The organism is Myxococcales bacterium (genome assembly GCA_016703425.1).
Classification (GTDB): Bacteria; Myxococcota_A; Polyangia; order Polyangiales; family Polyangiaceae; genus JADJCA01.
Map to the genome: position 1 here is coordinate 135,501 of JADJCA010000002.1, position 26,033 is coordinate 161,533.

24 protein-coding genes are annotated in these 26,033 nt (G+C 67.8%); 19 read left to right on the forward strand and 5 right to left on the reverse strand.

Going from position 1 to position 26,033, the window contains the following annotated elements:
• Positions 1 to 8: 8 nt before the first annotated feature.
• Both IPG50_06850 and IPG50_06855 read left to right on the forward strand, forming a co-directional pair.
• Entirely contained in the window at positions 9 to 2,261 is a 2,253-nt protein-coding gene (locus IPG50_06850; GenBank protein ID MBK6691909.1) for a hypothetical protein, read from the forward strand.
• 49 nt (positions 2,262 to 2,310) lie between these two features.
• Positions 2,311 to 3,462, forward strand: coding sequence for a hypothetical protein (locus IPG50_06855; protein MBK6691910.1), 1,152 nt, complete (start codon positions 2,311 to 2,313; stop codon positions 3,460 to 3,462).
• Here the strand turns inward: IPG50_06855 and IPG50_06860 are convergent, their stop codons facing one another.
• From IPG50_06860 to IPG50_06870, 3 genes are all read right to left on the reverse strand, one after another.
• Positions 3,463 to 5,118, reverse strand: coding sequence for a response regulator (locus IPG50_06860; protein ID MBK6691911.1), 1,656 nt, complete (start codon positions 5,116 to 5,118; stop codon positions 3,463 to 3,465).
• A 280-nt stretch (positions 5,119 to 5,398) separates the two neighbouring features.
• Entirely contained in the window at positions 5,399 to 6,445 is a 1,047-nt protein-coding gene (locus IPG50_06865; protein ID MBK6691912.1) for a PilT/PilU family type 4a pilus ATPase, read from the reverse strand.
• 50 nt (positions 6,446 to 6,495) lie between these two features.
• Positions 6,496 to 9,285 (reverse strand): PilT/PilU family type 4a pilus ATPase, encoded by a 2,790-nt coding sequence (locus IPG50_06870; protein ID MBK6691913.1) that lies wholly within the window; start codon positions 9,283 to 9,285, stop codon positions 6,496 to 6,498.
• 207 nt (positions 9,286 to 9,492) lie between these two features.
• Here IPG50_06870 and IPG50_06875 point away from each other — a divergent pair, with 207 nt between their 5' ends.
• Positions 9,493 to 10,974, forward strand: coding sequence for a carboxypeptidase regulatory-like domain-containing protein (locus IPG50_06875; GenBank protein MBK6691914.1), 1,482 nt, complete (start codon positions 9,493 to 9,495; stop codon positions 10,972 to 10,974).
• A 20-nt stretch (positions 10,975 to 10,994) separates the two neighbouring features.
• On the opposite strand, the gene IPG50_06880 is transcribed toward IPG50_06875, so the two are convergent.
• The gene (locus IPG50_06880) at positions 10,995 to 11,384 is read right to left on the reverse strand and encodes a DUF5615 family PIN-like protein (GenBank protein ID MBK6691915.1); all 390 of its coding nucleotides are present in this window, start codon (positions 11,382 to 11,384) and stop codon (positions 10,995 to 10,997) included.
• The gene (locus IPG50_06885) at positions 11,381 to 11,641 is read right to left on the reverse strand and encodes a DUF433 domain-containing protein (GenBank protein ID MBK6691916.1); all 261 of its coding nucleotides are present in this window, start codon (positions 11,639 to 11,641) and stop codon (positions 11,381 to 11,383) included. Before IPG50_06885 ends, IPG50_06880 begins: the two co-directional genes overlap by 4 nt.
• Positions 11,642 to 11,809: 168 nt before the next feature.
• Here IPG50_06885 and IPG50_06890 point away from each other — a divergent pair, with 168 nt between their 5' ends.
• From IPG50_06890 to IPG50_06965, 16 genes are all read left to right on the forward strand, one after another.
• Positions 11,810 to 12,676, forward strand: coding sequence for an alpha/beta fold hydrolase (locus IPG50_06890; protein MBK6691917.1), 867 nt, complete (start codon positions 11,810 to 11,812; stop codon positions 12,674 to 12,676).
• Between the two features lie 234 nt (positions 12,677 to 12,910).
• Positions 12,911 to 13,102: a Flp family type IVb pilin gene (locus IPG50_06895; GenBank protein MBK6691918.1), complete on the forward strand. Its 192-nt coding sequence runs from the start codon at positions 12,911 to 12,913 to the stop codon at positions 13,100 to 13,102.
• A gap of 4 nt (positions 13,103 to 13,106) precedes the next feature.
• Positions 13,107 to 13,802 carry a hypothetical protein gene (locus IPG50_06900; GenBank protein MBK6691919.1) on the forward strand — a complete coding sequence of 232 codons (696 nt, stop codon included), beginning with the start codon at positions 13,107 to 13,109 and terminating at the stop codon, positions 13,800 to 13,802.
• A gap of 420 nt (positions 13,803 to 14,222) precedes the next feature.
• Complete coding sequence (locus tag IPG50_06905) at positions 14,223 to 14,387, forward strand: Flp family type IVb pilin (GenBank protein ID MBK6691920.1); 165 nt, start codon at positions 14,223 to 14,225, stop codon at positions 14,385 to 14,387.
• A gap of 87 nt (positions 14,388 to 14,474) precedes the next feature.
• A complete protein-coding gene (locus IPG50_06910) occupies positions 14,475 to 15,023 on the forward strand; it encodes a prepilin peptidase (protein MBK6691921.1) in 549 nt (182 codons plus the stop codon).
• Positions 15,020 to 15,604: a pilus assembly protein gene (locus IPG50_06915; GenBank protein MBK6691922.1), complete on the forward strand. Its 585-nt coding sequence runs from the start codon at positions 15,020 to 15,022 to the stop codon at positions 15,602 to 15,604. Before IPG50_06910 ends, IPG50_06915 begins: the two co-directional genes overlap by 4 nt.
• Positions 15,601 to 17,058: a hypothetical protein gene (locus IPG50_06920; protein ID MBK6691923.1), complete on the forward strand. Its 1,458-nt coding sequence runs from the start codon at positions 15,601 to 15,603 to the stop codon at positions 17,056 to 17,058. Before IPG50_06915 ends, IPG50_06920 begins: the two co-directional genes overlap by 4 nt.
• Before the next feature lie 17 nt (positions 17,059 to 17,075).
• Positions 17,076 to 17,564, forward strand: coding sequence for a pilus assembly protein (locus IPG50_06925; protein MBK6691924.1), 489 nt, complete (start codon positions 17,076 to 17,078; stop codon positions 17,562 to 17,564).
• A complete protein-coding gene (locus tag IPG50_06930) occupies positions 17,561 to 18,502 on the forward strand; it encodes a hypothetical protein (protein MBK6691925.1) in 942 nt (313 codons plus the stop codon). The genes IPG50_06925 and IPG50_06930 overlap by 4 nt, the downstream gene beginning before the upstream one ends.
• 78 nt (positions 18,503 to 18,580) lie before the next feature.
• Positions 18,581 to 19,375, forward strand: coding sequence for a Flp pilus assembly protein CpaB (gene cpaB, locus IPG50_06935; protein ID MBK6691926.1), 795 nt, complete (start codon positions 18,581 to 18,583; stop codon positions 19,373 to 19,375).
• Entirely contained in the window at positions 19,372 to 20,682 is a 1,311-nt protein-coding gene (locus tag IPG50_06940; protein MBK6691927.1) for a hypothetical protein, read from the forward strand. Before cpaB ends, IPG50_06940 begins: the two co-directional genes overlap by 4 nt.
• A gap of 33 nt (positions 20,683 to 20,715) precedes the next feature.
• Entirely contained in the window at positions 20,716 to 22,878 is a 2,163-nt protein-coding gene (tadA, locus tag IPG50_06945) for a Flp pilus assembly complex ATPase component TadA (GenBank protein MBK6691928.1), read from the forward strand.
• The gene (locus IPG50_06950; GenBank protein MBK6691929.1) at positions 22,875 to 23,759 is read left to right on the forward strand and encodes a type II secretion system F family protein; all 885 of its coding nucleotides are present in this window, start codon (positions 22,875 to 22,877) and stop codon (positions 23,757 to 23,759) included. The genes tadA and IPG50_06950 overlap by 4 nt, the downstream gene beginning before the upstream one ends.
• Positions 23,759 to 24,673 carry a type II secretion system F family protein gene (locus IPG50_06955; GenBank protein ID MBK6691930.1) on the forward strand — a complete coding sequence of 305 codons (915 nt, stop codon included), beginning with the start codon at positions 23,759 to 23,761 and terminating at the stop codon, positions 24,671 to 24,673. Before IPG50_06950 ends, IPG50_06955 begins: the two co-directional genes overlap by 1 nt.
• On the forward strand, positions 24,670 to 25,533 hold the full coding sequence (locus tag IPG50_06960) for a hypothetical protein (GenBank protein MBK6691931.1): 864 nt from the start codon (positions 24,670 to 24,672) through the stop codon (positions 25,531 to 25,533). The genes IPG50_06955 and IPG50_06960 overlap by 4 nt, the downstream gene beginning before the upstream one ends.
• Positions 25,530 to 26,027, forward strand: coding sequence for a hypothetical protein (locus tag IPG50_06965; protein ID MBK6691932.1), 498 nt, complete (start codon positions 25,530 to 25,532; stop codon positions 26,025 to 26,027). Before IPG50_06960 ends, IPG50_06965 begins: the two co-directional genes overlap by 4 nt.
• Positions 26,028 to 26,033 lie beyond the last annotated feature (6 nt).

The following is a 26,033-nucleotide window of genomic DNA, read 5'->3' on the forward strand; positions in this document are numbered from 1 at the left end:
AGGCCCGCGTGCGTTCGAGCAGTGTTGCGCGTCCGAATCGGTTGTTTGGTGCGGCCCTGGTGGTCACCCTTGGTACCGCGATCTTCGCGGGCTGCGGGAGCGACAACGCCGCGAAGTTCCTCGATGACGGAACGTCAGGAAACGCCGACGGCGGCGGCGCCGGCAACGGCGGTGACCAGGACGGAAGCGGCGGCAAGGGCGACGGCGCGAACGGCAACGGTGGCGACGGCTCCACCGGCAACGGCGGCGACGGCTCCACCGGCAACAGTGGCGACGGCTCCACCGGCAACGGTGGCGATGGCTCCACCGGCAACGGCGGCGACGGCTCCACTGGCAACGGCGGCGATGGCTCGGCGGGCAATGGCGACGGATCGAGCGACGGCGGCGCTTGCGTGCCGGTGCCACGTTCGAAGGCGTGCGCAGGCAGCTGCGGTCCCGCGCCCGACGGCTGCGGCGCAACGTACTTCTGCGGTGGCTGCCCGGTCGGCACGGTCTGCGACGCATTGACGCGAGCCTGCCGCGTTCCTCGCAAGACCTGCGAAGACCTCGGCGCCGACTGCGGCACCGTGCTCAACGACTGCGGCGAAGCGCAAGAGTGCGGCTCGTGCCCCGTCGGCCAAACGTGCAACCTCAACACGCGTCAGTGCCAGACGTGTCAACCGCTCGACTGCCTCGACCTTGGCGTCGGTTGCGGTGAGGTCGACAACGGCTGCGGGACGAAGATCAACTGCGGGGCGTGCGCGCCCGGTCAAGCGTGCGATGCGCTCACGCACTCGTGCAAGGCATGTGTCCCGCGCTCCTGCGCCACGGCGAAGGCCAGCGGCCTCGAATGCGGCATTGTTAGCGACAACTGCGGCGGGCTCATCGATCTCGCCACCTGCGGCGGCGTCTGCGCGGCGGGCAACGGCTGCGGCGCCGCGGGCGTGCCGAACAAGTGCGGGCCCCTCGAGACCGCACCCGAGTGCGCGCAAGCCGGGGTCCAGTGCGGCGAGGTGACCACGGCCTGCGGGAGCAAGGTCTTCTGCGGCACGTGCCCGACGGGTCAGCAGTGCAACGCCAACAACACGTGCGGCACGCCGTGCACGCCGAAGAGCTGCTCGCAGATCCTGGCCGGCCAGCCCGGCGGCACCGCATGCGGCGTCTTCGACGACGGCTGCGGTGGGCAAGCAACGTGCGCCAACTGCGCCGTGTCCCAGACCTGCAACGGCGGCGCCTGCTGCACGCCGAAGTCATGCGCGGCCGACTACCCGGGTCAGTGCGGCCAGTTCGACAACGGATGCGGCGGGCTCGTGCAGTGCAACTGCGGCCCGAACCTCTTCTGCGGCGGCGGCGGCACCGCCAACGTCTGCGGCTGCACCCCGAAGGACTGCGCGTTCTACAACGCGAACTGCGGCTCGTTCCCTGACGGCTGTGGCGGCACCCTCAAGTGCGGCAGCGGTGGCGGCATCGGCTGCTCCGCTGGTCAGGTCTGCAGCACCCTGAACAGCACGTGTTGCACCAAGAAGAGCTGCGCGGCGGACTACCCTGGCAAGTGCGGTCCCGTCTCTGACGGGTGCGGCGGACAGCTCAACTGCCCCGGCAACTGCAACTCCGGCGAGACGTGCAACCCCAACACCAACGCTTGCTGCGCGCCGAAGACCTGCGCCGACTACCCGGGCAAGTGCGGCGCGCAGTCGAACGGCTGCGGCGGCACCATCAACTGCGCCGGCAACTGCAACTCCGGCGAGACTTGCAACGCGTCCACCCAGAACACGTGCTGCGCGGCGAAGACGTGCGCCGACTACCCGGGCAAGTGCGGTCTCCAGTCGAACGGCTGCGGCGGCCTCATCCAGTGCAATGGCAACTGCGGCTCCGGCGAGACCTGCAACCCCAACAGTCTCTCCTGCTGCAACCCGACGACCTGCGCGCAGATCAGCACGCAGTTCGGAGGGACTGTGTGCGGCTCCTTCAGCAACCAGTGCGGCGGCGTCATCAACTGCGGCTGCAGCAACTCCACGGACACCTGCCGGCCGAAAGAGGGCGGCGGCTTCACCTGCTGCCAGAAGAAGGCTTGCAGCGACTTCCCCGGCAAGTGCGGCTCCGTGGCCGACGGTTGCGGCGGGATCCTCCAATGCGGCTGCACGGCGCCGAACTACTGCGGTGGCGGCGGCAAGGACGGTGAGTGCGGCTGCACCAAGCTCACCCCCAACCCGGGCACCTGCGGGAACAAGTGCGGCACCGTCTCCGACGGCTGCGGCGGCACGATGATCTGCCCCTGCTGAGGCGGCTCGTTAGCGCGACCATCTTCTACACTCCGAGTTCGAGAGGACGATGCGAACACTTCGCTGGGTTGGGATTGTGGCTTCCTTGGGTGCCGCGACGCTCGCCGCCTGCAGCGGCGACACCGCAGGCAACGACGACCCGGTCTCGCGCAAAAAGGACGCGGGGCCGGGCGACGGCGAGGTCAACGGAGACGTTCAGATCTCGCGGCCCGACGAGGATGCCGCGGTCAACGCTGACGGGCCGTCGAGCTGCGCGGCCACGTCGTCGAAAGCGAGCGTCTCCGACATCGACATGTACGTGATGCTCGACCGCTCGACGTCGATGACCACGCAGAACCGGTGGGCTGCCGTCGTGAACGCGGTGACCAACGTGGTCTACGACAAGCGGTTCTGGGGCATGGGCATGGGCGTGCAGTACTTCCCGCTCCAGGCCTTGTGCCGCGTCTCCGCCTACGCGGCGCCCGATGTCGCCATCGGCACGTTACCGGCGCCCGCGCCGGCCATCGCCAGCTCGCTCGGCAACAACGAGCCGTTCGGCGAGTCGCCGATGGTGCCAGCCCTGCTCGGCGCCGTGGAATACGCGACCCAATGGCAGAAGGACCACCCGCAACGCACCACGGTCATCGTGCTCGCGAGCGACGGCTTGCCCGACAACACGTGCCAGACCGTGGCCGACGGCGGGGTGGTTAACGACCTCGCGGGCATGATCAAGATCGCGCAAGAGGCCGCCAATGGCTCGCCGCCGGTCCGCACCTTCGTCATCGGCGTCGGCGATGAGCTGACGGGGCTGAACCAGATCGCGGCCGCCGGCGGGACTCAAGCGGCGGTCTTCGTCGACACGCAGGCAGGCGTCGAGGCCCAATTCATGGACGCCCTCAACAACGTCCGCAAGAAGGCCATCTCTTGCGACTACGTGATCCCGCCGCCCACGACCGGCAAGATCGACTACGGCAAGGTCAACGTGCAGTTCACGCCCAACAACGGCCAAGCGGCCGAGTCGTTGGTGTACGTGAAGAGCGTTCAGAACTGCGCCCTCGCGCCCAACGGCGGCGGTTGGTACTACGACGACGAAGCCAACGCGACGCGCGTGCTCCTCTGCCCCGACGCGTGCACCCGCGCGAAGGCCAGCGACAAGGGCCAGCTCGACGTGGCCTTCGGCTGCGCCACGCAAGCAGCGCCGACGATCCCTCCGCCGAAGTAGTCAGCCCGCGGTGAGCATCGCGTCAATGACGCCGCGCACCTTCTCCATCGTGAACGGCTTCATGAGGATCGGCTGGCGAACCTCCTCGATGAAGGCTCGCGACTTGCTGGTGACCGCTCCGGCGGTCACGAAGATGAAGCGCTTCGCGAGCTCCGGTTCGCGCCGCAAGACCGCCGCAAAGAGCGCGTCGCCGCCGGCGCCCGGCATCATGAGATCGCAGACAATGACGTCGTAGCCAGTGCGGCGAAGCTCACGCAACGCGGAGGGCGCACTCTCGACGCTGACGACGTCGTGCTCGACGAGCGCGCGTCGCAAGGACTGCCCAATGGCCGGCTCGTCATCAACAACGAGGACCCGCGCTCGGCGAGCCACGCCGGAGCTGGGCGGCGCCTCCTCCGGTGTGGCTTCACCGCCGCGCGGAACCAAGACACGAAACGTCGTCCCAAGACCGACCGTGCTCTCCACCTCGAGCTTGCCCCCGAGCGACGTCATGATGCCGTGACAGATGCTGAGGCCGAGGCCGGTGCCGCCCGAGGCGGCTTTGGTGGTGAAGAACGGCTCGAAGATCTGCGACAGAAGGTGCTCAGGGATCCCGGCGCCGTTGTCGGAGATCTCGGCTCCGACAAACTCGGAGCGCTCGAAGCTCCGCACCACGATGGTGCCGTTCTTGTCGCCAACCGCGTCGGCCGCGTTGTTGAGCAGGTTCACGAAGACCTGGACGAGTCGCCCTTCGTTGCCAAAGGCCGAGGGCAGCGGCCGAAGCTGCCTTACGAGACCGGCGCGATGCCGAGTGATGGCCGTGGACAAATCCATCGCCGTCTCCAGGACACCGTTGAGTGACAGGTGCCGACGCTTCTCATCGTCGGGTCGCGAAAATGTCTTGAGTGCGGCCACGATCCGCTCGACGCGGCGCGCACCCACCGACGCGTCGCTGAGCGCCTCGATGCACTCGCCGAGGGCGTCGCGACGACCGTGCTCGGCGAGCGTCGCCGTGGCGAATTCGAGGTTCGTGAGGACGTAACAGAGGGGGTTGTTGATCTCGTGAGCCACGCCGGCGGCGAGCGTCCCTAGAGCCGCCATGCGATCGGCGATCTGCACGCGACCCTCGAGCTTCCGCTTCTCGGTGACGTCGGTGTAGACGACGAGGCTGACGGCTTGCCCTTGAAACGACACGTCGTCGACGAGGTCCCGCTCGACGACGACAAACGGGCCACGGCGCGCCACCAAGTGGTACTCGCGCGCCGGCGCGCCCCAAAGCAAGTCGTCCACGGTGCACTCCGTCGCGACGAGCTCCACCATGCGCCGGCCTACGAGGTCGCTCGCCGCGTCGCAGGCGAGCAGTCGGACCGCCGTCGGGTTCGCGTAGACGATCGTGCCATCTCGCACGAGGAAGACCGCTTGCGGCAGCATCTCGATGATCCGCGAGAGCTCCGCCTCGGCGCGGCGCTTCTCGGCAAGGTCGTGTCGAAGGGTGCGGTTGCTCTCGAGCAGGTCGGCGGAGGTCAGCTCGAGCGAGCGCGTCATGGTGGCGCGGTCGAGATCGGCGGCGGCGTAGGACGCGTCCACGAGCTTGAGCAGCGCCGCCCATTCAGGCCGCAAGTTTTCCTTAGGATCGATGCCAGCACGCGAGAGCTGACGGGCGAGGAGTCTGTGCAACGGAACCTCCGGGGATGCGGGGTGAGCAGACGGGCCGCGACGCACGCGCGCGAGCCGCACCACAGTCCATAGGGCAACCCGACCGGTCAGTCGGGCGACCAGAAGCGATTTCGGAAATTTTTGTGGCAGCCTCCCCGCGCCTCTCACGCGCGGTGGCCGCTGGCCGCACACGGCTGGCCCGTCATGACGAGGTCCGCGTTGACCCTGGGTCAACGCGCACCCGCCCCTCGAGACTGGCCCCGCGACTGGCCCCGCGACTGGGCCCCCCGCGCCTGACCCCTCAGTCCTCCGCCGCGACGCCCTTCGCGTTGAGCCATTCGCGGAAGGCGTCCTTGTCGACGGCCTTCTCGAGCGCGTCCTCCCAGGACACGATCTCTTGCTCGACGAAGCGCTGCAGCGTCTCGTCCATTCCGATCATGCCGAGGCCCTTCCCTTGCGCGATGACGCCGGGGATCTGGTGCGTCTTGCCCTCGCGGATCATGGCCGAGAGGCCGCTCGTGCCGAAGAGGATCTCGATGGCGGCGATGCGGCCGCCGGCCTTCTTCGGCAGGAGCTGCTGCGCCACGACGGCCTTTAGCGTGGCCGAGAGCGTGTTGCGCACGCCCGGCTGACGCTCCGTGGGGAAGACGCCCACGAGGCGGTCGACGGTCTTGGCCGCCGAGTTGGTGTGGAGCGTGCCAAAGACCAAGATGCCCGTCTCGGCTGCCGTGAGCGCCATCGACACGGTCTCAAGGTCGCGCATCTCGCCGACGAGCACGATGTCGGGGTTCTCGCGCAGGGCCGCGCGCAAGGCCGCCGCGAAGGACTCCGCGTGGGCCCCGATCTCTCGCTGCGACACCAGCGCCGCCTTGTTCGCGTGAACGAACTCGATGGGATCTTCGATGGTGATGATGTGGCAGGGCCGCCGCTGGTTGATCTCGTTGATGATGGCCGCGAGGGACGTCGACTTTCCTGAACCCGTCGGCCCCGTCACGAGCACCAACCCCTGCTTGAACTCGACGATCTTCTCGATGGACTCAGGGAGATTCAGCTTCTTTAGCGTGACCAGCGACGCCGCGAGGTTTCGGAAGACGCCGCCCATGCCGCGCTCCTGACGGAAGAGATTCACGCGGAAGCGCGAGATGCCCGGCATCTCAAAGGCGAAGTCCACGTCGCCGGTCTCGACGTATTGCTTCCAGAGGTGCGGCGGCGTGATGGGCTCGACGAGCGTGCGGAAGTCGCCGTCGGTGAGGGCGCGATAGCGGATCGCGTCGAGCTTTCCGTTGACGCGGAACATCGGCGGACGGCCCACGGAGAGGTGCATGTCGCTGGAGTTCCAGTCGCGCATGAGACCGAAGAAGCGCGCGATGCGCGTGTCGACGTTCGTGGCCTTGGTGGTCATGCGCCACCTCCTTTCGGCTTCGTGCCGGGTGGGGCGGCGCCCTTGGCGGCGGGCGTCGCTGCCGGGGCCGCGGCCTTTGCCGCCGCTGCGCCCGCTGTCGCCGCCGCGGCAGCGGGCTTTGCGGCGGTCGCGGGCGCCGCTTGCGCTGCGGCCTTGGGGGCGGCGGCGCCAGCGGCTTGAACGCCAGCCCTCGGTGCGGCAGCGGGCGTCGCGTTGGCTTGCGCGGCCGCGGCCGAGAGATCGGCGCCGGAGGGGTTGGGCGACTCCTTCGTCGCGCCCGTTGTCGCCGCGTTGGGATCGGAGCCGGGCGCTTTCGGCGCCGCCTCGGCGCGAGCCTTCTTCTCGAAGGTGTCTTTCTTGTCGGCGAGCGCGTGGGCCGTCTCGAGCGAAAGGGTGCCAGCCGCGAGGAGCTCCTCGAGCGCGGCGTCGAGCGTGAGCATGCCTTGCTGACGACCGATCTGCATCGCGTTCGGAATCTGGAACGTCTTGCCTTCGCGAATCATCGCGCGCACGCCCGGCGTCACCTTGAGCACCTCGAAGATCGCCACGCGCGACTTGCCATCGGCGCGCGGCGCGAGCTGTTGCGAGATGATCAGCTTGAGGCTCCCAGCGAGTCCGATGCGCACCTGGTGCTGCTCGTCGGCAGGGAACGCCTCCACGAGTTTGTCGAGGGTGCCGACGGCGCCCGTCGTTTGCATCGTGCCGATGACAAGGTGGCCCGTCTCGGCAGCCAAGAGCGCGAGACGAATGGTCTCGGGGTCGCGGAGATCGCCGACGACGATGACATCGGGATCTTCGCGGAGCGCACCTCGCATGGCCGAGGCAAAGCTCTTCGAGTCGCGGCCGATCTCGCGCTGATTGACCAGCGCGCGCTTCGACGAGTGCAGGAACTCGATAGGGTCTTCGAGCGACAGCACGTGCGTTGAGCGCGTCTCGTTGAGCAGGTTGATGAGCGACGTCAGCGTCGTCGACTTGCCAGCGCCGGCGGGCCCCGTGACGAGCACGACGCCCTGGTGGTACGTGCTCAGCTCTTCGGCGGTCTTCGGGAGGCCTAGCTCCGAGAGCGTCGGCGCCATGTTCGGGATGACGCGGAAGGCGGCGCTCACGCCGCGCGCTTGTCGAAAGACGTTGGCGCGATAGCGGCCCACACCCGGGAGCGAGTAGCAGAAATCCACGTTGCCCACGCGCTCGAGGACCGGCTTTCTGACCGAGTCGAGCACCTCCTCGAGGAGAGCCGTGACGTGCGCAGCCGACAGGACGCTGGACTTGATGCGCGTCAAGACGCCGTTGAGGCGCACCACGGGAGGCTCGCCCGGCGTGATGTGGAGGTCCGACGCGCCAGCCTCGCGGGCGTAGGCCAAGAGCTTGTCGATGGGCCGCGTGAGCTGACTGCTGGAGACGGTGCCCATGGCGGCGCCGCCGCCCTTGACCTCGCGCACCGCCTCGACGGCGCGAAGGCGCACCTCCGGCGCGGCGTCGGTTTTTGCGACGTCTTCGAGGTACCCCACGATGCGCGGGTCGGTGAGGTTCTTGGCGGCGTTGACGGCAGCGCTGCGGACCTCTTGCGACGGGTCCTTCAGAAGCGAGAGGACCGTCGCGAAGGCGCTCTCGCCCCCGATAGCTCCGATGGCGTCGATGGCAGCCCACTTGCAGTCCGGATCGGGGAGCATCTTGTCGAGGTAAGGCAGCGAACGGGGATCTTTCACGCGCCCCAAGGTCTCGCAGGCCATGATGCGAACCCACCAATCGGCGTCCTGAAGCAGCTTCACGACGATGCCGACGGTGCGTGGGCCCTTGAAGTTCTCCACGAGGAGCAGGCACTGGACGCGGATGTCCGGGTCCTCGTTGCCCAAGAGGCGCATGCCTGCTTCGAGGACCGGATCGCCGAGCTCCGCGAGCGCCTTCATGACCCTTGTGTGCGGCTCACCGAGCACGCCTTTGCAGAACGTGAGGACCTCGAGGAGGAGCTCGCTCACCTGCCCCGTCGCGAAAAGCGCCTTGAGGAGCGCCCCCTGAACCTTCTCGTCGCTCGCCAAGAGGAGGCGCCCCAAGATCGCGGGGCGCATCTCTCGCGGCGCCGAGACGACGTATTTTTGGAGGTAATTGCCGGCGATCTTGCGAATCTCGGCGTCGTCATCGAGACCAAGCCGGTCGAGCAACACCTCGAAGACGTCGTTGCCCTCGAGCTTCGCGAGCGCCTCGACGGCCACACGCCGCACGCGCACTTCGCGGTCGGACGCTGCCTCGGTGACTTTTCCGCGGATGTCCTCGATGGCCCGGTTCTTCAAGAGCCGCTGCAGCGCGGCGAGGCGCGCCGGCGGCGGCCCCTCGACGAGCGCACGCTCGGCGTAGCTGTCGCTGATCTCGGCGGGGAGCGCCATGACGACCTCCCAGCACGCGCGCTTTCGCTCGGCTTGCGGCTCCTTGAGCAGTCGCTCCACGGGCTCGCGCAAGACCTCACTTTTGCCACGACCAAGCGTTCGCAAGGCGGCGCCGCGCGCGTCCGACTGGTCGACGGCCGTCGCGAGCAACGCCGCCCACGCGCCGGCGTCCGCTCGCGTGACGAACATCGTCGCCACGCGCTGTTCGATGGCGCTGTCATCGCCGGTCAAGAGCGGCATGAGCTCGACGGGCTTGACGCCCGTGTCCGAAGCAAGCGCCTCGAGGAGCTCGCGCTTCTCCGCGTCGTCCTTGAAAGACCGCTCCAGCAATCGTTGCAGCGGGGAAGCCTTGCGCCCGAGGGCGCCTTTCATCCAGTCGAGCATCTTGATCGGCAAGGATTTCACGGGCCTCGGGGTGGAGGAAAGCAACATCTCCCCGCGGCGAAGCAAACGTGGTCGCTCCGCTCACATTGGCCGCCTGAAGGAGGAGCGCGGCGCCGGCGCGTTGGGCCTACGAAGGAGGGATTTGGTAGAGTGAGATCTCTGAGCGCGAGCCCGCCCCAAGGGTGTGAGCCGCCGACAAAGTGAGGGCGATTGCTAAATCAGACCTTGGTGGCTCGTGTTCTTTCGTTGGCGTTTGTGTCCGGCGTCGCGGTAGCCGCGAGCCCGGGATGCGGTAGCTCCAGCTCAACCTTCGGCACGACCGCGGGCATCGGCGACGACGCCGGCGACGCGACGGTGGCGCCGCCCGACTTCCGCGACGGTGGACAATTGCCCGGCACCTGCGTGGACCTCGAGTACAACATCGTGTCTTGTGGCGCAGCACCGCCGACCACTGTATCGGGCACGGTCTTCGCGCCGAACGGAACCTTGCCGCTCTACAACGTCGTCGTCTACGTGCCCAACGCGCCCCTCGATCCGATCCCCGAAGGTCCGTCGTGCGATCGATGCGGCAACGTGTCCGGCTCGCCGGTGGTCTCAACGCTGACCGACACGAGCGGGAAGTTCGTGCTGAAAAACGTGCCGGTGGGCGCCAACATCCCGCTGGTCATCCAAGTCGGCAAGTGGCGAAGGCAGATCACGCTCCCGGCCGTGGAGAAGTGCGTGGACAATCCGCTCACCGACGCGAACCTCACGCGCCTCCCGAAGAACAAAGCCGAAGGGCACATCCCGAAGATCGCCGTGACCACTGGCGTCTGCGATCCGCTCGCGTGCCTCCTGCCGAAGCTCGGCCTCGACGCCGCTGAATACTCAGCCGTGGGGGGCGCGGGCCGCCTCAACCTCTTTCAAGGCGCCGGAGACACCTGCAACACCGACGCCGGTGTGACGTGCACGGGGAAGCCGGCGCCGGCCCCGACGGGAACGCAGCCAGCCACCAACCTATGGAAGGACGTCGACTCGCTCAAGAAGTACGACATGGTCGTGATGTCGTGCGAGTGCGACGAGCACAACGAGCAAAAACCCGACACCGCCAAGACCGCGCTCTACGACTACTTGAAGCTCGGCGGACGCGTCTTCGCGTCGCACTACCACTACACGTGGTTCCAAAATAGCCCCGTGGGCGCGCTGAAGAACGTCGCCGAGTGGGTCGGCCTGCCCTCGCCCGCCCAATACGGCGGCGCAGGCTTCGACGGCGTTCAGCCGCCCTTCGTGGTCGACCAGAGCTTCCCGAAGGGGCAAGCGCTCGCCCAGTGGCTCGTCAACGTCGACGCGTCAAAGACCCTCGGTGAGGTCCCCCTCAATCAGCCGAAGAGCGATGTGCTCGGGGTCAACGCGACCCTCGGCACGCGCTGGATTCACAACAAGTTCGTGTTGCCCGGCGGCGTCACCACGCCCGAGAGCACGAAGTACCTGAGCTTCAACGCGCCCGTTGGCGAGCCGGCCGACAAGCAGTGCGGCAAGGCCGTCTTCGGGGACATGCACATCGCCGAAGCCACGCTCGGCGGCTTCCCCGGCACCACGCTCCCCGACAACGGCTTCCCGGGCACGTGCCCGAAAGAGCTAACCGCCGCCGAGAAGGCCCTCGTATTTCTCTTCTTTGACCTCGCCTCGTGCGTCCAAGAAGAGAAGAAGCCGCCGTCCCCGCCTAAGTAGGCCAGCGCGCTGGGAAGCTCTCAGCTAAACGCACGCGCCGATTCGGGGGCCGGCTCCTCGAAGAGGCGGATGCGGTCGAAGCGGACCATCCAGATGGCGTCTTTGGGGGTGGCGACGGCGAGCCCACGGACGAACGTCGCCATCGCCGCCTCCACGTCGTCGAGGGTGGGAGGCGACGGCAAGACGATGACCACGATGCCGCCGTGCGTACGTGGGGCGAAGCGGACGGGGTTGGCGAAGTCGAAGTCGAGCGTCACGAGCACTCGATCGGCGGCGCCGGTGGCCTCGATGACCTTCGCGTCTCCCGCCCCTCGAAGCCCCTCCTCCGCGAGGAGCATCACATCGTGACCTGCGGCGCGGAGCACGCGGGCCGCACGCCGCCCGAGGTTTTCGTCGAGTGCGAACCTCACGACCCTACCCCTCTCGTCTCACCGCCGTCATCGAGCGGCAACTCGACGAAGCGAGCCATCTCAGCCGCGTACGCGACAGCGGCGCGCACGTCGTCCTCCGTCAGGTCGAACTCCTCGAGGACCTCCTCGATCTCGGCGCCCGTCGACAGGAGCTCCAACACCTGAGAGACCCAGACGCGGCGTCCACGAATGCACGGCCGCCCGAAACACACGCTCGGGTCGATGCTGATTCGGGCGAGCAGCTCCTCGCGTTCCATCGCGCCAGCGTAAACCCAGCGCATCGCCGGGTCGACCCCAACGAACGCATCGCTCTGCGGATCGCGGCGAAGCTCCTGGTGGCTAGCCGGCGGGGCCTCACGGAGGTGCGCGCAGGCGCCACAAGGCGTCACGAAGTTCCCGCGGGGCCGCTACACTTCCCGCGGGCCATGTCGGAGGAGCTCGAAGAGAGGCCGCTCACCGCGCGCGAGCGTTGGCAGCGGCGAGGCGTTTGGGTCGCCAAGCACAGCGTGATGCTCGCGTTCGTCTACGTCCTCATCGTGATCGCGGCGCGGTCGCTGCATCGGCGTGTCCTCTACCAGCCGCCGGAGGAACCCTCGCTGCTGGCGCTCGCGGAGGGCGCGACGATCCTCAAGGCTCAGGCGAGCGACGGTGTCGCCGTCCACGCAATTCGTTACGAAGCGCCGAACGCCGCGCGAACGCGGGCGCGGACGGTCGTCGTCTTTCATGGCAACGCCGAAACGGCAGAATCGAGCGGTGCACTGGCGCGCCTGCTGCTCAAGCGAGGCCTCTCCGTCGTGGTCCCCGAATACCGCGGCTATGGCCGCTCGCGGCCCGGCACGCCGACGGAGGACGGCCTCTACCGGGACGCCGAAGCGGTCCTCGACGCGCTCGTCAAAGAGGGCATCCCCCGCGAGCAAACCGTCCTTTGGGGGCAATCGCTCGGCGGCGGCGTCGCCGTGGAGATGGCCAAGCGGGGCCACGGCTCGCGGCTCGTCTTGGTCGCACCGTTCACGTCGACGGTGGAGCTCGCGTCGCGCATCATGCCTGTCTTGCCGGCGTCGCTTGTGATGCTCGATCGCTTCGACAACCTCGCCAAGGCTCCCCACGTCGAGGCCCCGGCGTTGATCGTTCACGGCGATCGCGACGACGTCATTCCGATGGAGCTCGGCGAGCGCCTGGCTCGGGCCTTTCCCAAGGGCCGCTTCGTGAAGATCGACGGGGGCCACCACAACGATCTCTACAAAAACGCGAGCGCCCTGACGGAGCTCTTGGGGCACGCGAGCGGAGGCTGAGCGCGGGCAAAGCCGGGCGGCAATTCGGCGAACCTCAGCCCCAGTGAGCGACGCGCGCCTGGTCTCTCAACCGACCAGCGGCGGGGCCCAGACCACCGACCAGCTCCCATCGAATCAACGCCTTGCGGCGGATCGCTCGTGCCCCAGGGTGCAGTATCCCGAGGGCTACGACCTGCGCAAATAGGGCGAAATGTAGGTTCTCGAGATGGACCACGGCGTGCACCAGCGGTCCCCATGACCTCTCGCCTGTCATGCCCGCCCCCCGCCTCTACGAAGAAAAGCCTCCTACGCGATAAGGGCGGCGCCACCGCTGTTGAGTACGCCCTCATGCTCGTCGCGATCCTCATCATCGTGGCCGGCGCGTTCAAGACGCTGGGCAACAAGGTCTCCGAGAAGGCCAACTCAGCGGCGTCGCAGCTCGAGTAGCCCCTTGAACGCGCGCCCCCGTCATCGACCTTGGCTCCACGCGGCGGCGACGACGCTCCGCGGGGCCGCGCTCGTCCTCGGCGGACTCGCCGCCGTGGGCTGCGATGACGGGCCACGCGTCGGCGAATACCCGATTCGCGTGGTGGTCCACGGCGACCCGGGCAAGGTCGTCTCGGGCGCGGCAGTTTTGCGCAATCAGAAGGAGCTTGGGGCTTCCGACCTAGCGGGCATCGCCAACGTGACGTTGCGCGGCAACGAGGGCGACTCCGTCGACGTCACCGTGCGCTGCCCCGCGGGCTACGAGTCGCCACGAAAGGCCCTCTCGGTGCGCCTCAAGAAGGGCAGCGAGTCGCAACGACTACCGGAGTATGCAGCCTCCTGCACGCCAGCGATTCGGCAGGTCGTTGTGGCCATTCGCGCCGAGTCCGGCGGCGGCATGCCGGTGACGTACCTGGGTCGCCCCGTAGGACGGACCGACGCGAGCGGCGTGGCGCACGTTCTCTTGCGCATGCACCCGGGCGATCAGTTCGAGCTGGGACTCGACACGTCGCAGTTTCCGAAGCATCGGCCGCAGAACCCGAAGGCCAGCTTCCTCGTCTCGTCGGTGGCCGACGAGGTGCAACGCTTCGACGTGCGCTTCGACGTGGAGCGCCCCAAGCCTGTGGCCCGCTTCGTCGCGGCCAGACCAACGAGGCTCTAGTACTAGGCGGATGCCGCCACAAACAAGCTGGATCGGGGAAGAGCGTCCGTGGACGCTCGGCGATCCATGTGGGGACGCGACGCAGAGACAATTCGCGGAGATGTGCGTGTGGGGGGAGAGGAAGTCGGAAACTTTCGATGGCACGCAACATGGACGGAAGGGCCTGTGGCTCACCCCTCGCAAGACCGGCTCGTTCGCGATGCCGGTGGGGCGGTGGCTGTAGAGTACACAATGATTCTGATCTTCGTTGCCCTACCGGTCGCAGCAGCCCTTGCTGCAGCCGGCGTCATCATGCTCGACGAGTATCGGCTCGCCCGGGACCTCATCCTGCTCCCGGTTCCTTGAGCGAGCCCGCGAGTGAAACCACTGCCGCCAGGGCCAACGAACCCGAAGCGACTCCTGAATCGAGAGGCGAAGCACATGAAAAAGGCGAAGCGAAGTTTGCTCCGAGATCGCGGGGGCGCGACAGCCGTCGAGTACGCGCTGATGCTCGTCGCTATCCTGATCATCGTGGCTGGCGCCTTCAAGACGTTGGGCAACAAGGTCTCCGAGAAGGCCAACAGCGCCGCGTCGCAGCTCGAGTAGCGGCGCGCTCGTACGGCGTCGGTGCGTGGGACGCGGAGCAGGCCGTCGCGCGTGATTCACAATCGCGCTCGGCGCCTTAGGCCGGCGATGCAATTCTTCTTCGCCTTCGCCTTCCTGCTCTGCGCCGCGGCGGCATTCACTGACGCGCGCAAAGGGGAAATCCCCAACGTACTGACGCTCGGCGCGCTGGCCGCCGCGCCGCTGCTGCACGCCGCGCGCGCGCTGATGCACGGCCGGAGCGCCGCCGACGCGGGCCTCTCGCTCGGCATGTCCTTGCTTGGCATCCTCGCCTGCGGCGTCGTTCCCTACTTGCTCTTCGTGAAGGGGGGCGCGCGTGGCGGCGACGTGAAGCTCTGCGCCGCCTTGGGCGCGATTCTGAAGCCGGTCATCGGCATCGAGGTCGTCTTCTACGGCTTTCTCGTGGCAGCGCTCGCCGCGCCAGTCCGCCTCGCTTACGAGGGCAAACTCCTCCGAACCCTGAAGAGCTCCTTGTTCTTGCTGCTCAACCCAATTCTTCCCAAAGAGCGCCGCGTGGCCCTCGACCCGGAGGCCATGACCTGGATTCGGATGGGGCCTGCGTTCTTCGTCGGCCTCCTCGTCACCATCGCGATGCACCTCGAGGAACTGCGGCAATGATCCCCGACGCGAACGCCCCCCCGCACCAAGCCGAGCTCTGCAAGGACGCCCGCGGCGCGGCGGCCGTCGAGTTCGTGCTGGTGATGGTCCCGGTGTTCCTTTGCTTCTTCTGCTTCCTCCAGGTCGGCAAGCTCTACATGGCGAACCTCGTCTTCCAGCACGCCGCCACGGTGGCGGCTCGCGCGGCGGCCGTCATCGTCGAGCCGTCACTCAATCCCGGAGAGAACGGCAGCGAAGACGACGTGAAGACCGTGGCCCGCCTCGCCCTCGGCGCTTGGCAGACGGCGATCCGCAACGTGGACGTGTCGGTCTCTAGCGCCGCCTCCACCAGCGATCCGAACGGGCTCGTGACGGCCAAGCTCACGGGCAAGTTTCACTGCGGCGTGGCCATGGCGGCGAGGCTGACGTGTGGCTCCGACAAGTCGATCAACCTCAAGGCCACGGCGCGGTTCCCGCTGCAAGGCGCGCGCTACCGCATGGGCTCGGGCACCAGCTCGCAGACGCCCGTCGGCGACCTCGCCGGCGCCCCGGCCAAGTCCGTCTGCGACCCCAACTCCCCCTTCGACGTGTGCAGCCGATGAGCGAAGTGGCGACGCAAAGCAAGGACCCCGAGCCGGCGCCGCTGGCCGCCGACCAACGCGGCGCTGTCGTGATTATCGGCGTCTTCGCCGCGCTCGCGCTCACCGGCTCGCTTTGGTTCATGATCGGCATCGGTGACGCCATCGCGTTCCGGGAGAACGTCCAAGAGGCGGTCGACGCCGCGTCGTTTTCGTCGGCCGTGGTGCACGCGCGAAGCATGAATTTCATCGCCGCCGTGAACCTCATCATGATCGGCGTGACGACCATCTACCTGATCCTCGCCATCATCTCCGACCTCTTCGGCGTCGCCCTCATCGCCTGCACCACGGAGGCCTTCGCCCCCTGTTCGGCGGGGACCTATGGCGCCGTGCCGAGCGCGCTCGAGACGGCCCGCGACACCACGCACGAGACGGCCGAGAACTACAAGAACGGCATCCTCCGGACGACCATCGAGACGGGCGACCGACTCCAGACGCTGGTCGCCCGAGGCGCGCCGTGGGCCGCCTCCTTCGCCGCGAATCGCGTCGGCAAGAAGTACGACAAGCAGTTCAACGCCTCGACGTTAGGCCTCTCGAACGCGCCCGCGATTAGCGGCATGGGAGGGAGCGAGGGCGGCGCGCAGGAGAACCAAGACAAGCGGCTCGGCCTGCCGGTCACGGCGAAGAAGGCCAAGGCCTTGTGCGAGCAGATCTTCGGCAGCGTGAAGCTCGGCAAACACGTCGAAAAGAACTCCGGCAACGACTTCTCGCGGGGCTTCGGCGCCGTCACCTCGGCCGTCGGGAAAGCCGCCGAAGAGGCCGGCACGGCGCGCTATTGCGGCGACGACTTCTGGGACAAAGACGGCCCCAAGGTCGTCGTCGAGAAGGCCCAAAACGGCAGCGACTACATGCAGGTCTACGGCTTCATCCTCGGCGCCAAGTTGAAGGACACGAACAAGTCTGAGAAGGCCGTCGGCGCTCTGGCCGCGACCAAGAGGCGCGTCACCGTGCGTGGCCCAAAGTCGATGATCTACCTGTCGCAAGCGGAGTTCTTCTTCGACTGCAACAGCACCTGGAAATCGTCGGCGTGCAACGAGAAGGACGGCGCCATGTACATGCCCGCGTGGAAGGTCCGCCTCCGAAGGATGCGCTCGCCGGTCGCCGGAGGCGCGCTCGCGGCGCAAGCGGTGTCGCTCCTCGCCACGGGCGCCGCGAGTCTTGCGGGGCAAGCGCTCGGCATACCTGAGCTCGACGAGGCCATCTCCGGCGTCACCGACATGGCCGACATGGGCGCGAGCCTCTCGAACCAGCTTCAGTCGTTCTTCACGGCGCCAGCCATCGAAGGGCAGTTGAAGGACATGGCGAAGGGTTACGCCAACGAATACGGCGCCGAGCTCACGGGTCAGGCCAAAGATCAGATCAAGGGCGCCATGCCCGACGACCTCAAGAACCTCCGTTTGCCAGGGTATTTTCACTAAAACCAAGCACCATCCCCATGCGCCCCCGAGACAACGCTAGAACGCGACGGATTGCGCGACGAAACGCGCGCAGCGAACGCGGCGCCGTCGCCGTCGAAGCGGCGCTCGTCTTGCCGCTGCTCGTGGTGTTTCTGGGCCTCAACGTCTTCTTTCACCGCGCCTACAAGGCCAAGATCGAAAATCGCGCGGAGGCGCGCGAGGCGGCCTTCGACGCGGCCTCCCACGGCTGCACCAAAGGCGAGACGGGCAGCGCCAAGAGCATGGAGACGGGCGCCGGCGGAACGTCGCTGGGCGACACAGCCTCGAAGAAAGGCGACGGAACGGGCAAGGCCCTCAGCTTCGATCACGGCACGGCGAGCGCGTCGAAGAGCAGCACCGTCCGTTGGCGCACCGCGTATGGCCCGTGGGAAAAGAAGCTCAAGGCCGCCGACTCGTACGTCTATTGCAACGAGCGGCCCATCGCCGGCGGCCTCAGCTCGTGGACCAAGTGGGGCATGAGCCAATGAGGCGTTGGCTTGGTCGCATGGCCGCGCTGATGCGGGCCGGAGTTGTCGTGGCGCTCATCGCCTTTGGACTCCTGGCCTTCGGCCTGCGAGCCGCGCGCGCCGACGCGGCACGAGCTGCGATGGCGCTCGGGCGCCAGGTCCTTCCGCTCCTCGCCCTCGAGACCGACAAGACCTCACTTCGCATCAATGGCCAGGACCTCTTCGTGTCGAGCGCCATCGTCGACGGCTCCGTCGAAGACGTGCTCGATCGCTTCGAGGCGCAGTGCGCGGCCGCCGGCAGCCCGCTCGCGGAGGCCTGGCGGAAGGTGGCGCACGATCGAAAGACCGAAGCAGCCGTGAGCCGGTTGCCGCGCCTCGACGTCGTCAGGCGGAGCGAGCGAGGCGAGGGTGTCGTCTTCTGCTTCGTTGGCGGGAGCACGGCCGGCGTCACCTTCGAGGCCGCGCTAGCGCGGTTCTCGAAGGAGCGCGATCTGGGCGCCCTAGGTCAGCTCCGCTACGCGTTCGCGAAACCCGCCGACGATGGCCGCGTGCGCGTCATGGCGACGTGGACGGAGGGGACCTTCAAGCTCGACGCCCAAACGGCCGGCGAAGCGGCCGGCAGCGATCCGTCGGCAGCGCCGCGACCACCTTCGTCAAGGCGGCTGCTCTCGGCCTCGCTGGTGGGAGCGCCTTATGGGATCTACGCCTACGGCACCGATGCGTCACCGGAGGCGGTGCTGCGCTTCTACGACCGCGCCATGAACGAAGCAAAGTGGGTCGCCGTGACGCCGCCCGAGCCCGCGCGCGGCCGCGCCGCCGAGCGCATCTACGTCAAAGATAACCTGCACGTCCTCGTGAGCGCGGGTCCCGACGGAAAGAGCCCCGGCGGGCCTCGAGACTCGCGCCCCACGACGCTCGTCTCGATCGGTGAGCTCGGAGCGCAAGGGGCGCAAAAATGAGCGAAAGGAGCTAACCTTTCCCGAGTTCGTCTTCCTCGACCTCCCTTGACCCCGGCTCCCTCGGAATAGCTGCCCACCATGAACCGGCGTGCCCTGCTCATCGCCCTCGTCGTCGCGGCTCTCGGGGGCCTCTTGCTCCTGCTCTACCAGCAACGCTTCGAGCGCGAAGCCTCCGGCGGCGAACGCATCAAGCTCTTGGTGGCGCTCAAACCCATCGAGCGAGGCAAGGCCCTCGCCGAGGACATGCTCGACACCCGCGACGTACCGCTCGCGTACGTGGAAGATCGGGCCATTCGGGCCGCCGACAAGTCAAAGATCCTGGGCCTGAAGCTCGGCGTGTCGCTTCAGCCGCAGCAGACTCTCATGTGGACCGACCTCGTCGGCTCCGCCGACGAGCGCCGCGACCCGGCAACGCTCATCCAGCCCGGCAACCGCGCCGTCACGATCCGCGCCGGGCGCGACGACACGAGCAGCACGGCGCTCATCAGGCCCGGCAACTACGTCGACGTGATCGCCGTTTTGCCGCAGCCGGGCCAAGCTGAGCAGAAGAGCGCCGCGGTGCTCCTCCAGCGCGTCCTCGTCGTCGCCGTCGGGAGCGAAACGTCGCCCGAGGGTTCGGAGGCGGCGCACGATCGCGCACGCAGCGAGCGCGAGTCGATGCTCACCGTGTCGGTCACGCTGTCAGAAGCGCAGTTGCTCGCGCTCGCCACGGAGAAGGGGCGCCTCATGGTGGCGCTCCGCAACCCGACGGATCAACCGCGCCCGCCGCAGCCCGACCTACCGTCGAGCACGCTCCTCAACGTCATCGAGCGAGAGCAGATCAAAGGCGTTCGCAGACCGACCGGTCCCACACGCCTCGAGGAGCAACGATGACGCGGCCGCTGCACTACGCCTTCCGTGGGCTCATGATCCTGGCGCTGCTAGCACCCGCCGTCGTCGCCGACGCGCAGCGTGGCGGCTCGAGCCGCGAAGAGCACGTCGAGGAGCTGGCGCTCGCCGTCGGAGACACGAAGACGATCTCCGCCGCCGGCGTGCGCAACTTCGCCGACCCCGTGGGCGGCATCATCGACGTCAAGACGACCGGCGACGGCACGCAGTTCGTCATCAGCGCGCGCAAGACCGGCACGACGACGCTCCTGCTCATCAAGAACGATGGCAGCAATCACACCTACGTCGTCAGCGTTTGGCCTCGAAACCCCGCGGCCGTCGAGCGCGATTTGACGGCCCTCGTCGACGGCATCGCGGGCGTCCGCGTGCGCCGCGTCGGCGGGCGCTTCTTCCTCGATGGGGGCGTCTCCACGGAGGCCGAGAAGAAGCGACTCGACGAGGTGGCGGCGAAGTTCCAGGGGCAAGTCGAGTCGCTCGTCACCGTCGGCGGCAACCTCCCCGACAAGCGAGTCCTGCTTCGTCTCGACTTCTTCTTCGTTCAATACGAGCGCACGTCGAGCTACGCCGTCGGCCTCGGCTGGCCGTCGAGCATCGGCGGCGCCGGCGTCGTGCAGAGCCGCCTCGACTTCGACCTCATCGCGAACACCACAACCACGGCGCAAGCGTCGGTCGTGAATCAACCGCTCCCCAAGCTCGACATCGGCTCCAAATACGGCTGGGCCAAGGTCCTCAAGCAGTCGACGGTCATCACGTCAAACGGCGTCGAGGCCACGTTCAACAGCGGCGGCGAACAAAACTTCGTGTCGACGTCGGGCCTTCAGGGCGCGCAAATCGTGAGGCTCCAGTTCGGCACGAACGTCACGGTCCTGCCGCGCTTCGAGGCGGTCACCAAAGAGGTCGAAATCAAGCTCGACGCCGACGTCTCCGATCTGGTGCCGTCGATCTCAGCGGCTTCGCTGCCGGGACGCACCACCACGCACTTGAACACGCTCGTGAACCTGAAGATCGGGCAGGCCCTCGTCTTGTCGGGCATCCGCACGAGGACGGAGCGAAAGGAATCGGAGGGCCTCCCGGGCCTCGCGGCCATTCCCATCATCGGCGTGCTCTTCGGCAGTCAGCGGAAGGCCTCGGAAGACGTCGAAGGCGCCGTCTTCATCATCCCCAGCGTCATCGAAACGGTGCCCAAGTCCGCCCTCGAGGTCATCAAGAACGCGCTCGGGACCTACGAAGACTTCTCGGGAAACATGGGGAGCGTGGACAGCTACAGCAAGTCGCCGCCATCGGCGAAGTGACATCGACGGAGAACGGAGAGACTGCAAGGGATCATGTCGGGGCTCGCGGCACAGGGAAGCGCTAAGGCCAACGTGCAGGTGCTCGTGCGCTCGGCCACGGCCGAACGCTTCGAGATGTTTCCCATCGGCTCGCAGGTCGTGGTGGGGCGTCACACGAGTTGTCAGCTCCGCCTCGAGAGCGACACCGTGTCGCGTCAACACGCGGTCCTTGAGCTCACGCCCGACGGGCTCCGCGTGGAGGACGTCTCGACCAACGGGACCATGGCCGGAGAGACGCTGCTACGGCGCGAGGCCGCCGTCGTGCCCTACGGCACCCCGATCTCGCTCGGTGAGTTCGTCCTCTTCGCGCGCATGACCGATCGCCCCGCCACCTCGGGGCAGGTGGTGCCCTCGGGCAATCCCGGCGGTATCTCCGGCGATGGCGGCCCTTGGGGCGGACCGAGCGCGACCACCAACATCGCTCCTATGGGAGGCGGCGGCGGCGGCGGCGGAGAGCGCCCGACGGCGCCACCGGTGCAGCCGCTCGGTGGGCCCCAACCGTTGGCGGCAGCGCCAGCGCAGTTTCCAAGCGGCTTTCCGCAACCGCCGACTCAAAACGCGTTCGTCGTGATGCCCGCCGGGAGCGGCGCTCCCGCGCCAGCGGCCGGCCCTTTGCCAGCGCCCCTGCCGGCGCCGCGACCGCCGACGGGAGCGGTCGTGACGATGCGCGAAGCGAACGCGCCGGTCTACGCGCCGCCGCCAGCGTACGTGGCGCCGCCGCAAGCCGCCGCCCGCGGTCCGGCGCCGGTGGCCCACGCCCCGCAACAGTCGTCGTCGGTACCCCTCCCGCCGGTGGGCGCTCCGCCGCGGACCGGCGCGCATCCCCTGCCGACGGGCAGCGCCGCCGTGATGCAGCGTCAGGCGTTGACGGGAGAAGCCCTCGAGCGGCGCAAGCGCGACGTCGAGCTTCGAAGGCGCATCCACAAAGTGCTCCTCGAGCACCTCGACCTCGCGACCATGGACCCGTCGAAGCTCGATGATCCGTCGATCAGGCCGCGCGTGCTAGGCGCCCTTCGCCGCATCGTCGGGAGCATCGATCCGAACGTCGCGCCGGATCTCGATCGCGACACGCTGATCGGCGAGCTGGCCGACGAGGCGCTCGGCCTGGGCCCCCTCGAACGATTCCTCTCCGACCCCGCCGTCTCGGAGATCATGGTCGTCGATCCAGAGACCATCTACATCGAGCGTGGCGGTCGGCTGGTGCTCAGCGACGCTCGCTTCACCGACGACGACCGCGTCCGCGCCGTCATCGAGCGCATCGTGACGCCCCTCGGAAGACGCATCGACGAATCGTCGCCCATCGTCGACGCGCGGCTGAAAGACGGGTCGCGCGTCAACGCCATCATCAAGCCGCTGGCGCTCCGCGGCTCGTGCATCACGATCCGAAAGTTCGCTCGTACGCCGCTCACGCTGGAGCGCCTCATCGAACTGGGCACGCTCACGCCGCCGGTGGCTCGCTTTCTCACCCGCAGCGTCATCGCCAAGAAGAACATCATCATCTCGGGCGGCACCGGCAGCGGCAAGACCACGCTCCTCAACGTGCTCTCGGGCGCCATTCCCTCGCACGAACGCATCGTAACCATCGAGGATGCGGCGGAGCTCCAGCTCAAGCAGCCGCATGTGGTGTCCCTCGAGACGCGGCCACCGAACCTTGAAGGGCGCGGCGAATACACGATCCGCGATCTCGTGAAGAACGCCCTCCGCATGCGACCGGACCGCATCGTCGTCGGCGAGTGCCGCGGTGGTGAGGCCCTCGACATGCTCCAAGCGATGAACACGGGCCACGACGGTTCGCTCACCACGACCCACGCGAACACGCCGCAGGAAGCCGCCTCGCGACTCGAGACGCTGGCCTTGATGAGCGGCCTCGACCTCCCGTCGCGGGCCATTCGCGAGCAGATCTCCGCGAGCATTCACCTCATCGTGCAGCAGTCGCGCCTCTCCGACGGCACGCGCAAGATCACCGCGGTGAGCGAGGTCATCGGTATGGACGACGAAGGCGCCGTCGAGCTGCGCCCGATCTTCGAGTTCGTCCGCACAGGTACGGGCCCGAACGGCCAGGTCGTCGGCGATTTCCGCGCGACCGGCTACCTTCCGTCATACCTCAGCGACTTCATCGTCATGGGGCTCGTCGCTCCCGGGGAGAGCTACCTGTGACGTCGCTCCTCGAGGCGCTCGAGCGCATCAATTTGCCCGCCCTCCGGGCGGCAGCCCTCGGCCTCATCGTCCTTGGCCTCTTCGCGATGACCTTCGCCATGCTCGCCGACACGAGCAGCCTCGCGTGGAAGTACTGGGGCCGGTACACGTCGGCCTTGGAGCGCAAGCTCCGCGCGCAGTTCATCTGGACGAAGGGCCGCGTCATCGCCTTGTGGCAAGTGGGAGCGCTCGTCGCGCTGGCGGCCGCCGGCGCCTTCGTCCCCGTCCCCCAACCCTACGCCATCGCGCTCGTCATCGCGGTAGGGCCATGGATCCACATCGAGCGGCAGCGCCGGGCACGGGTGGAGCTCATCGAGCGGCAGCTTGACGGGTTCATGCTCGCGCTGGCCAACGCACTAAAAACGACGCCGAGCATCGGTTCGGCGCTCGCGTCGACGATCCACATTTTGTCGGAGCCCACGCGGCAGGAGGTTGAGCTCGCCGTCAAAGAGATGAAGGTCGGCTCCACGCTCGACCAGGCGCTCATCCACATGGCCGCGCGCATTGGGAGTCGCCAGGTCGACGCCGCGCTGTCGGCCGTCCTCATCGGACGTCAGGTGGGCGGCAACTTGTCGCGTCTCTTGGAGCAAACGGCGGCCTCGCTGCGCGAGATGGGTCGCCTCGAGGGCGTGGTCCGCACGAAGACCGCCGAGGGCAAGATGCAGGTCGGATTTCTCGCCGTCTTGCCGCTCGCGCTCATCATCGCGCTGAACTTCATGTGGCCCGGCTTCTTCACGCCGCTGACCAAGTCGTTCACGGGCTACGCCATCGTTCTCGTGTGCGGTCTCCTGTGGATCTCCGCCATCTTCATCGCCCGCAAGATCCTGGACGTCGACATCTGATGCTCACCCCCGACCAAACGCTCGACCTCCTTCGCTACGGCTCCGTCTCGGTGCTCGTGTCGGCCATGGGCATCACGAGCTACCTACTCGCGGCGTCGCCGTCGCGCGGCGCCAGCGCCCTCGGCCTCCGCGGCATGCGGCGCCAGCGGGCCCTTCAGCGCGGCGGAACGTGGGCCACCGTGGAGCCCTTCGTCCGCTGGCTCGGCGTACGCGTCAGCGGCCTCGTCTCGGACCGGATGCGAAGCGCCATCGACGAGCAACTCGGCTTCGCCGGCGACCGCCTTGGCTTGGTCGCCGAGGAGTTCGTGGCCCTCACGATCCTCTCAACGGCCTTCGGCTCGGCGGCGGGCCTTGGGCTCTCGTATTGGCTCGAGCTGGGCCCCGTCGGGGTCATCTTTGGGCCCATGCTCGGAGCCGCGGCGCCTTGGCTTCACCTGAGCGGCCTCGCGACGGAGCGGCTCCGCGACATCTCGCGCGGCCTCCCGCAGACGACCGACCTCATGGCCATGGCCATGAGCGCGGGCCTGGATTTCCCCGGCGCCGTTCGGCAGGTCGTCGACAAGTCAAGCAACCCCGACGATCCCATCGTCGACGAGCTCACGGCGCTCCTCCGAACCTTGTCCATCGGCCGCACGCGAAAGGACGCGCTGCTCGAGCTGATGCGCCGCGTGCCGACGGAGGTCGTGAAGGAGTTTTGCTCGTCGATCGTTCAGGCGGAGGAGCGCGGCAACCCGGTGGCCGAGGTGCTCCAGATTCAAGCCTCGACCGCGCGCACGCGCCGCTCGGTGCGCGCGGAAGAGCTCGCCGCGCAGGCCGGCGTAAAGATCACGCTGCCGTTGATGATGGTCTTTGGATGCGTCCTCGGCCTCGTCTTGGGGCCCGCGCTCCTGAACATCGTCGAGGCCGGCCAATGACCGCGCTCTTGGTCCAGGTCCGCCACGAAAGCGGCCAGGTCGAACAGGTCGTCGTCGACGCCGACCGCATCCTCGTCGGCAGCGGGGCCCACTGCGACATCCGGCTCTCGACGGACCGCGCGGCCATCGAACACCTCACGTTCCAGGTGACCGCCGGCAGCGTCTACGTGCAAGCGCTCAGCTTCGAACCGGCGCCGACGGTCAACGGCGTGCCCTTCACGCAGGGCCCCGTGCCCAGCGGCACCGCCGTCCACATCGGCGACACGCAGCTCATCGTCTCGCTCACGGAAGCGGCGGCGACGCAGCAAAAGAAGACCCAGAGCACGAGCCCCATCTCCATCTTGGCCTTCATCGGCATTCTCTTCGGCGCGTACCTCACGTTTTTCACCGACGAGGCGCCCGTCAAAGAGAAGGCTCCCCGCGAGGCCCCCAACCTCTTCGCGGCGCCGGCCGCCACGTGCCCCCAGCAGGGGCCGCGCGAGCAGGTCCTGGCTCTTGCGCGGGAGCGCCTCGCCAGCGCCGACGCGCGACGGGAGCGACGCCCGTTCTACGTGCAAGAGGGGATCCTCGCGGTGCCGCTCTACGAACAGGCGGGGTCGTGTTTTCAGCTGGCCGCAGATTCGCGCGCCGCTGCCGACGCGGCAGCCTCTGCCGACGCGCTCAAGAAGGACATCGACCTCGACTACCGAACCCACCGGGTGCGCCTCGAGCATTTTCTCGGCGTCGCCGACTTCGTGGCCGCTCGGCGCGAGGTTCGAATCCTTCTCCAGTTCACAGAAGGCAAGCAAGACGACTACGTGGCATGGCTAAGCAACCTCGACCGCAAATTGAAGCGCAAGCTCGGGCGTCCGGCGACGTGAGCCGGCGCACGCGCACCTTCGCGACGGGCGCTCTGCTCGTCACCAGCGCTGGCCTCGTCGGCTGCGGCGCCTCCCGCGGCGAAGAGGCGCGCGCCAACGTGGAAGCCTTCGAGCACGATCAAAGGCCAGTGCGGCTCCTCGAGCTCGGCAAGGCCTTTGCGGCGCGCGGCGACCTCACTCGGGCGGAGCAATATTTTGCCGCCGCCCTGGAGGCCGGCGCCGACAGCCAGAAGGTGATCCCGCTCTTGCTCAAGGTTTGCGTGCGCGACGGTCGCTACCGGGCCGCGCTCGAACACGGCGAGGGCCACCTCAGGAAGCACCCCAAAGACTCCGCCACGCGCTTCGTCGTCGCCTCCATCCACGCGGGCATCGGCGAATCGGACCCGGCGCGGCGTCATTTGGAGCGGGTCATCGACGAACGGCCAGCGGAGGCAGAAGCGCATTGCCTTGGCCGTGCTCCTGCGCGAGTCTTTCAAGGACCCCGTGACCGCTGATCTCCA

Bases quoted from the DNA above. Each gene is read 5' to 3' on its own strand.
- IPG50_06855 (MBK6691910.1), top strand. From the start codon at position 2,311: ATGCGAACACTTCGCTGGGTTGGGATTGTGGCTTCCTTGGGTGCCGCG.
- IPG50_06865 (MBK6691912.1), bottom strand. From the start codon at position 6,445: ATGCGCGACTGGAACTCCAGCGACATGCACCTCTCCGTGGGCCGTCCG.
- IPG50_06885 (MBK6691916.1), bottom strand. From the start codon at position 11,641: ATGGAACGCGAGGAGCTGCTCGCCCGAATCAGCATCGACCCGAGCGTG.
- IPG50_06890 (MBK6691917.1), top strand. From the start codon at position 11,810: ATGTCGGAGGAGCTCGAAGAGAGGCCGCTCACCGCGCGCGAGCGTTGG.
- IPG50_06895 (MBK6691918.1), top strand. From the start codon at position 12,911: ATGACCTCTCGCCTGTCATGCCCGCCCCCCGCCTCTACGAAGAAAAGC.
- IPG50_06905 (MBK6691920.1), top strand. From the start codon at position 14,223: ATGAAAAAGGCGAAGCGAAGTTTGCTCCGAGATCGCGGGGGCGCGACA.
- IPG50_06910 (MBK6691921.1), top strand. From the start codon at position 14,475: ATGCAATTCTTCTTCGCCTTCGCCTTCCTGCTCTGCGCCGCGGCGGCA.
- IPG50_06915 (MBK6691922.1), top strand. From the start codon at position 15,020: ATGATCCCCGACGCGAACGCCCCCCCGCACCAAGCCGAGCTCTGCAAG.
- IPG50_06920 (MBK6691923.1), top strand. From the start codon at position 15,601: ATGAGCGAAGTGGCGACGCAAAGCAAGGACCCCGAGCCGGCGCCGCTG.
- IPG50_06925 (MBK6691924.1), top strand. From the start codon at position 17,076: ATGCGCCCCCGAGACAACGCTAGAACGCGACGGATTGCGCGACGAAAC.
- IPG50_06930 (MBK6691925.1), top strand. From the start codon at position 17,561: ATGAGGCGTTGGCTTGGTCGCATGGCCGCGCTGATGCGGGCCGGAGTT.
- cpaB (MBK6691926.1), top strand. From the start codon at position 18,581: ATGAACCGGCGTGCCCTGCTCATCGCCCTCGTCGTCGCGGCTCTCGGG.
- IPG50_06940 (MBK6691927.1), top strand. From the start codon at position 19,372: ATGACGCGGCCGCTGCACTACGCCTTCCGTGGGCTCATGATCCTGGCG.
- tadA (MBK6691928.1), top strand. From the start codon at position 20,716: ATGTCGGGGCTCGCGGCACAGGGAAGCGCTAAGGCCAACGTGCAGGTG.
- IPG50_06955 (MBK6691930.1), top strand. From the start codon at position 23,759: ATGCTCACCCCCGACCAAACGCTCGACCTCCTTCGCTACGGCTCCGTC.
- IPG50_06960 (MBK6691931.1), top strand. From the start codon at position 24,670: ATGACCGCGCTCTTGGTCCAGGTCCGCCACGAAAGCGGCCAGGTCGAA.